Annotated in this window: 5 protein-coding genes; 2 read left to right on the top strand and 3 right to left on the bottom strand. The window is 44.6% G+C overall.

The genetic code is table 11. The features are described from left to right. Positions 1-93 precede the first annotated feature (93 nt). Complete coding sequence (locus AC29Z1_RS09635; protein ID WP_488271248.1) at positions 94-1,479, top strand: ShlB/FhaC/HecB family hemolysin secretion/activation protein; 1,386 nt, start codon at positions 94-96, stop codon at positions 1,477-1,479. Positions 1,480-1,496: 17 nt separating this feature from the next. Then, positions 1,497-3,911: a two-partner secretion domain-containing protein gene (locus AC29Z1_RS09630; protein WP_488271247.1), complete on the top strand. Its 2,415-nt coding sequence runs from the start codon at positions 1,497-1,499 to the stop codon at positions 3,909-3,911. Positions 3,912-4,090: 179 nt separating this feature from the next. Here AC29Z1_RS09630 and AC29Z1_RS09625 read toward each other — a convergent pair whose 3' ends face one another. The 3 genes from AC29Z1_RS09625 to AC29Z1_RS09615 all read right to left on the bottom strand — a co-directional run. After that, on the bottom strand, positions 4,091-5,869 hold the full coding sequence (locus AC29Z1_RS09625; RefSeq protein WP_488271246.1) for a carbon starvation CstA family protein: 1,779 nt from the start codon (positions 5,867-5,869) through the stop codon (positions 4,091-4,093). Positions 5,870-5,884: 15 nt separating this feature from the next. Beyond that, entirely contained in the window at positions 5,885-6,151 is a 267-nt protein-coding gene (locus AC29Z1_RS09620; RefSeq protein ID WP_488271245.1) for a 4Fe-4S binding protein, read from the bottom strand. A gap of 28 nt (positions 6,152-6,179) precedes the next feature. Continuing rightward, positions 6,180-8,074: hypothetical protein (locus AC29Z1_RS09615; RefSeq protein WP_488271244.1), on the bottom strand; the 1,895-nt coding region annotated here is incomplete at its 5' end.

Raw genomic sequence — 8,074 nt, 5'->3', positions numbered from 1 at the left:
TTGCAAAAAAATGTTGAGGCAGTTCCAGTTGTAGAACTGGTTACCCCAACATTTAGTATAGAGCCATTTTTTATACAGAAAGGATGTTGTAGCTTGCAAAGAAAAATTCGCAAAAAATTACTCAAAAAAACAGTTGTATCCGTAGGTCTAGTCTGTAGTCTATGGGCTGCTTCTTTATCCGGTATGACACCGGTCGAGGCAAGTGAAACGCCGTTAATCCAAACCGTCACGGTCAGTGACATCACCTATTCAGGCAATGGCAGGCTGTCGAATGCGCAAATCGCATGGCTGCTGCCAGAACTCAAAAAAGGTATTGTCAATGTTGCCACTTTGTCGCGGCAAATTCAACTTGTCAATGACAGCGGTGCAGCCAATTTGGCGGTAAAGTTTGTTGTCGACAAATCCGGTCAAACAACCGCAGTAGTTACAGTTAAGGAAGTTCAGACCGAACATTTCTTGTTTCGCGTTGACAATACCGGCAATAACTATACCGGTGATTATCGGACATCATTGACTTATGTCAATACCAATACCAATAATCGTGCTGATGCGCTTGGCATCGCCTATGTTACCTCACCCGATCATGCGGGCGATGTTACCCAAGCGGCTTTATTTTATCGGCAAATCCTGCCCAAAGCGGGCGACAGCCTATATTTTACTTATAGTTACTCAGATGTGGATATGGGTCATATCGCCAGCTTCGGCGCTCTGAATATGAACGCAACCGGTAAAGGTTATACTTACGGATTACACTATCAGCACAACTTCAATTATGGTGTTAACAAAAGAAACTGGCTAGATTTGGGCATTGATTATAAAGATTACGATAATGCCCAAAATTTTACTATTAATGGCACCCCTATTTTGAAACAAGGAACAGACTTCACGGTGACTACGCTGGGACTCACCTACGGCGGCAGTATCCGCGATGCAGCCAAAGTGACCAGCTATAGCCTGGGATATGTTACTAATATTAACGGCAACGAAGACAAGTACAATAACTATCGGACAGGCAGCGATAAAAACTTTAATATTTTCAAAGCTGGCATCAGCCACCAGTACAAAATGGGGCGCGACTGGTTGGGCAGTGTTCGCCTGAGCGGACAATATACCCGCGACAATCTTGTTACCACCGAACAATTAGGAGCTGGTGGCATGTATAGTGTCCGTGGCTTCGATGAGCGCACGATCAGTGCCGATAACGGTTATATTGCCAATATCGAGTTCTATACACCGGAAATTGCCAAAGGCCAACGGTTTGTCCTCTTTAGTGATGTGGGTCATCTATATAACAATCAAGCAAATATCGGTGAACTTAAAAACGATACTATCGCTTCAGTAGGCGTAGGGTTCCGTTATACCGATAGTAAAAACGGCTGGAGCGGTTCGCTCGATTATGCGTACGTAATTGATGATATTGAAAATAAATATGACCAAGACAGCAGTAAATGGCATGTCAGTATTAGCAAAAAATTCTAGTGAAGGAGTGTGTTTCAATGAAACTACAACGAAAAATTAAACGTCATATAAAACGTCATATAAAACGCGCTCTGGCAGGAGCAGCAATGACGGCCATGCTAATAACCGCTCCAGTCTTTGCGTTGCCGCAAAACCCTAATGTCGTAGTTGGCAACGGACAGATTACCATTGATAATGGTGCAGGCGGAATTATGAATATTGCAGTTGGTGCCAATGGCGTGATTGACTGGAGCAGTTTTAGTATTGCCAGCGGCGAAACTGTTAATTTTAACTTTGCCGATACATTGGCTGTGTTAAATAGAGTAACCGGCAATAGTATGTCTGAACTCTATGGTGCGCTTAACAGCACTGGCGCTAATGGAAGTATTTTCCTAATAAACCCTAACGGAGTGCTAGTTGGACAAGGGGCAACAATTAATGCCAGCAACTTAGTGTTGTCAACACTAGATATTAGTAATAACGACTTTATGGCGCTTGCTTCTGGCAATGATTTGGCTCCATTGACTTTTGCCAAAAATAGTCAGCAGGCGTCCGCTGGTAAGATCGAGATTGAAAGCGGCGTAGCACTTAATCATATGGCGTATTTGGGACTGGTTGGCGGTAGTATTACTATTGCCCCGAATGTGACAATAGAGACCACTGGAAACATCAGCCTTGTAGCAGCCGATGCAGCCAAGATTCATTTTGGAAAATATGACAATGGTGCCTTAGAGCATGTTTTCACCGAGTCGTTTACTAGCCAGGATACTAACAGCATTAACATAACAGGCACTATTAAGAGTGACTGGATGGACATACTTGGGAATAATATCACTTTTGACAAAGCCAAATTGACTGCAATTAGTGGAATGGCTGTATTAGCCGGAAATAAATCTCAAACCGAGTATAGTGATGTAGAACTTACAACCGTCACAGCCACACCAGATAACAAAATAACACTGACTGAAAGCACAATATCTTTTAATGCTCCCCCCGAAAAAGAATCTCACGGCAAAGTTATCATACTTGGCGGCCAAGTTGACCTGAACAATAGCAACATTCATGTCATTAGAAGTACCTCTGAAACGCCAAAAGTGATTATGACCGCGGCAAATAATATACTTGTACAACAAGGGCGGGAAAATGATGAGGTAGCAATAGCCCGTATTCATGTTACCGACGCCACTCCAAATAATGCGATTACCTTAAACAAGGTATCAATCACTGATACCATCACTAATACCACCTTAGAATCTGACCTTAAAGACAAGGATACAACCGGTATATTTATGCTTGGCGGCAAAGTGGATATAACCGGCACTTCTGACATTAAAGGCGGTGAAGTATTAATTGGCGCTGGCACTAACCTAGGTGTGGAAGCGTGGCTTAATAAAGAGAATGATACATATTATGACGAATATTATTTCACGAATTACTTCAAAAGCAGTCTAGGAAATACGGTGAACGTAGGGGAAGATACAACACTCGTGGCTAATGGCGAGGCAGCCATTTACGCGAATGCTGTTAGCAATGCTGGAACCATTAACTCTCATGGTCATTATGGTATTAATATCAGAGCGTTTGATGAACGAGATTTTAATGAAGAAGGTAACATAGGTTATCAAATCTCATCCAAAAACAATACATTCGTTAATACCGGAACAATTTATGCCGATCAGGCCAACTTTGATCCTGATGCAGACCCAGAGTACGGTATAATCGGAATTGGTGCGAGCTTTATTGACAATACTGGCACAATCAAAGCCAGCAGACACAAAGATGCGTTTGGGGATGATAAGACCGAAGGAGCTACGGAACTATTTGCTGTAGGTACAGTTACAGGTGTGGACACTACTGACAAGTCAATAAAAGTAGATGAACTGAAGCTTGATCTGGATAACTACAACTATAGGCTTATTTGGCAAGGTGAAGGGGATATGCGAGCACCTAATAACCAAGAACCTATACCGCTACATGTCGATCCGACTGACCCAGGCCAGCCAACCGATCCTGGCAATCCAATTGACCCAGGCGACCCGACTGATCCTGGCGAGCCAACCGATCCGACCGATCCCAACGAGCCAACCGACCCAATCGGTCCGACTAACCCTGCCGTTGATGACATCCTAAATGGCGACGGTACACTAGAAGAAAAACAAGAACAAATTATTGAGGTAGTAAATACCATCAACGAATTACCAGCCAACAAGCAAGCTGCTGCCGTAGAAAGTGCCATCAACTCTATCCTAGAGCAAGAATCTTTGTCACAGAGTGAAAAGGAATCTCTCATCAGCAGTGTTGTGAATACCTATGAAGGTACAGCCGCCAGCAAAACGGAATCCAATAACATAACCAGTATAAACCAAGCTAACACTAACACTGCCGAGAATGTTAGTAGCTCTGATTCTACTTTCGCTTCCACCGAGAGTGAAAGCAATGTAACCATCCAATAATCAAGCTCAATCGATTCATTCTATAAAAAAACTTTTTTAATTGTGGAAAGTAATCCATGTAGTCAGTAGTGAATCAAACTAAAGCCCTTAAAGGATGACAAGGAAAACTAACCTTTAAGGGCTTTAGTGCAGATAAAATGGATTTTAACCACTATATGAGAAGCTACAGTTAATTACACTTAATTACTGTTACCCGTTTGCATAAGTCTATACCATTTAACGCTTGAGTCTACTACTGTTATTACGACAGCGACAATCATTAATGCCATTAAAACCGCATTCACAATCAGCCCTTTGGGCAGATAGGTGTCAAAAATAGACATACTCCCAGCAGTAATAGTAGTAATAAACAGAACAACCATCGGCACAAATGTCACCATAGAATAGGCTATGTTTTTCGTCTTTTTAAAAATAATGGTGGTACCGATACATAAAGCAAGCGTTGCCAGCAATTGGTTAGCAACACCAAAGATTGGCCATATCGTTGAGATATTCCCACCATAAAGTAGGTATCCCCAAGTAAAAGACACTATTGCACCGGTAATAATAACACCAGGCCACCAGTTAACCTGCTCGAACGGTTTATAAAATTTGCCGAATATATCTTGAACAATATATCTTGCAACCCTTGTCCCGGCATCGATAGTTGTCAAAATAAACAAGGCCTCGAACATGATTGCAAATTGATACCAATAAGACATTAAATGCTGCAGTCCAGGAATACCGGAAAAAATAGAAGCCATCCCAACAGCAAGCGACACAGCTCCTCCCGGGCGATGCGCAACATCCTCACCCACCATTGCCGATAAATGCGGCAAGTCTACGATTGTGTATCCCATGGAGGCAAGGCTGGGAAATACGGCAGCCGAGGTATTAATGGCAAAATAATCCCCAGGATGTAACGATGTAGCGGCAATGAGAGCCATAACAGCAACAAAGCATTCGGTCAGCATCGCACCATAGCCAATGATCGGAATATCACGCTCATTATCCACTAACTTAGGGCTAGTTCCGGTACTAATTAAGGCATGGAATCCAGACACTGCACCACATGCAATCGTAATCATAAGAAAAGGCCAAACCGGTCCGGCGATGACCGGACCACCGCCTGCGGTAAACGATGTAAATGCCGGCATTTGAATATCAGGCCTCACAATAAATATCCCTAAGGCAAGGGCAGCAATGGTTCCTATTTTTAAATAGGAACTAAGGTAGTCGCGAGGTGCTAACAGAAACCACACTGGCAGCGTCGCGGCAATAAACCCATACACAGGCAACATAATTTTAAGCTGTGTTTCACTGTAAATAAACAAAGAAGCCCAATCAGAGCTTTTAATAACCGGCCCGAGCACCACTCCCGCCAAAATAAGTAGAGTGCCAATAACCGAGGCTTCGCCGATATGACCTGGTCGAAGATAACGCATGTATATACCAATAAACATAGCTATGGGGATTGTCACCGCTACCGTAAAGGTTCCCCAGGCATTCTTAAAGAGGGCATTTACAATAACAATGGCCAGTCCTGCCATAGTCAAGAGAATAATAACCAAAACTGCAAAACTGGCTGCCGCACCAGTCGTTGCCCCAACCTCATCTTTTGCAATCTCTGCAAGGGAGCGCCCCTTATGGCGTATGGACGCAAAAAGCACCACCATATCATGAACACCACCTGCTAAAACAGCACCAATCAACAGCCAGAGAAATCCCGGTGCATAACCATACTGAGCCGCCAATGTCGGTCCGACCAGCGGTCCGGCTCCAGCAATTGCCGCAAAATGATGCCCAAATACCACCCATTTATTTGTAGGTATATAATCACGCCCATCATTGAGTTCGTGAGCCGGGGTTTGGCGTTTTTCATCAATCTGTAGAATCTTAGTTGCAATAAAATAGCCATAATATCGATATGCCAAGACTAGCACAAGTATAGTAATAAGGATTAATGTCAACGCATTCATTTGAATCTCCTTCCCTTATTCCGGATTTTCCTGCGATATAGGCCAAGCTCCCCCGCCGAAAAAGGAATCAGCCTCACGGTTAACACTGCGATACGGATCAGTTTCATGAATAATCGCGTCTGTTGGACATACTTTACTGCAAAGGCCGCAGCCTTTACACAAGTTATCGTCTATACCATACTTATCTGTATCACTGTAGATAGCTCCTTCTGGGCAGACTTCCACGCAATGATTGCAGCGTATACATTGGTTTGTGATAAAATACCTGATTAACTCTGCCATAACACCCTCCTCCTTTACATTTAATATGTCATAAAAATCCTATAAGTATTCTGTAGCCTATCACTAACCTGTACTCAGCAATAACGAATCTGCTAACAAGAAAAAACCCGCGAAATTCGCGGGTTTTATCTATTTTCATTGCTGCTTTAGCACCTATCATACGACCCTGGCTGTCTGTGCGGATCGTCTGATCATTAAAGCTGTCAGCATGCATGGTAAGCAGTGTATGGTTTTGTCCCAGAGTAAGCACAGGGCCATAGACAAAGGAACTGTCGTTCATTGCCAGCCAGCTGCCAGCTTCAAGTGTGATGGAGGCTGCATTGATTGTGGCCGGCTGGAGAGTCGGTTTGACTTGCAGCAAGGCGTCTTGTCCCAGCGTAAAGCTTAGGTTATTCCCTTCCAGGTTAAAGCCCTGTTCCAGAGTAGTAGTGCCTGAGGCCAGGTGTACAGTGGCTGTGCCGCCGTTTGTCGTAAATATGTTATTCCCGCCCCAGAAAAAGTTGCCGCTGCCTGAAGATCCCTCGCGAACCATGGCAAAGGATTTTCCATTGTCCATATTTACCGTTACTCCGCCAGTCAGGTAAACATGGTTTGGCCCATCCCCGATTTTTAGCGAAGCATCTGCAGAGGAGGAAGCCAGAGTGCCTACTGAGGAAAAATAGAGCCGATTGTCAAGGCTGCCAAAGGTAATGTCATTGGCGGTTGTCTTGCCGTTAGTAGTGACGGTATTATTCCGAAAGATGATATCACCGTCTGTAGGCGCAAGGGTGACAGTAACAGGTCCGGTAGTTGTATTTAAGAATAAGGCCCCACCTGCAGCAAAGGAATCCTCATTGCCTGAAGCAATAGCCCGGTTGTTCTCGAACAGTCCCTGACGGATCGTGATATCGGACGGAGAATGAATATACGCCCCGCCCCCTACGGCAATGGCAGAACCTGTATTGCTAAGTGCCAAAGCTGTGTTACCGCTGATCTGTCCCGACAGTGTATCAATACCCCCTGTAAACAATCCGCCGCCCCGGGTTTTGGCATCTCTTGTAGCGTTAATGGCAGAGGCACTGTTATCGTTTATTTTGCCCGAAAAGGCAGTGATGTTATAGGCACGCACCCCGCCGCCATCGGCATCGGCCGTGGCGAAAAATGAATCGTTTTTAACTTGGGCCAAGACAGTATTGCCGCTTACTTCGCCCGAAAGGGTAGTGATGCTGTTATATAGATCCACCCCGCCGCCAGATGCTTGGGCATCTCCTCTATTGCTAACTGCCTCAGCTTTATTCCCGCTTACCTGTCCTGACAGAGTATCCATGTTATCCCAGACTCGTACACCACCGCCATAGACTATGGCAGAGCCTTCACCACTAGCAGCAATGGCGTTGTTGTTGATAATCTGTCCCGACAAAGTATCAATACTTTCTCCGGCAAACACTCCGCCGCCAGTAGCGTAAGCATAGCCGGTCTCACCTGTAGCCGAAACAGTGTTGCCTATTAATTTGCCAGAAAAAGTAGTGATACTATCGGCATGCATCCCGCCGCCCAAAGCAGTAGCAGATATACCTATCTGACTGTTTTCGCCATGTTGAATCACCAATCCGGCACCGCTAAAGTCCAAAACAGTATTGGCATTACCAGAAAGCAAAGGACCGACGCTGTTTGTGCCGTCAATAGTGACCGTAACATGATCAGGTACAGCAAAGGATAGATTCTTGTCGATGGTGATTGTAGACCCTAGAGAGATCGTCTTGCCGTTCAGGCTGCCAGCAAAACTGATGGTATCGTGCGAACTGGCACTTACTATTGCATTACGCAGTGACCCTGAGCCACTGTCATTTATGTTTGTGACTGTGACCTCAGCCGCCAGACTAGAGGCAGGCACAGCGCAGACGAGTATAGCAATGCAATTCTTAAAAAACATGCTAATTAAGA

It is taken from the genome of Sporomusa sp. (genome assembly GCF_057736855.1).
This window is presented reverse-complemented; position numbering and strand designations above follow the sequence as displayed.

Bases quoted from the DNA above. Each gene is read 5' to 3' on its own strand.
- AC29Z1_RS09630 (WP_488271247.1), top strand. From the start codon at position 1,497: ATGAAACTACAACGAAAAATTAAACGTCATATAAAACGTCATATAAAA.
- AC29Z1_RS09625 (WP_488271246.1), bottom strand. From the start codon at position 5,869: ATGAATGCGTTGACATTAATCCTTATTACTATACTTGTGCTAGTCTTG.
- AC29Z1_RS09620 (WP_488271245.1), bottom strand. From the start codon at position 6,151: ATGGCAGAGTTAATCAGGTATTTTATCACAAACCAATGTATACGCTGC.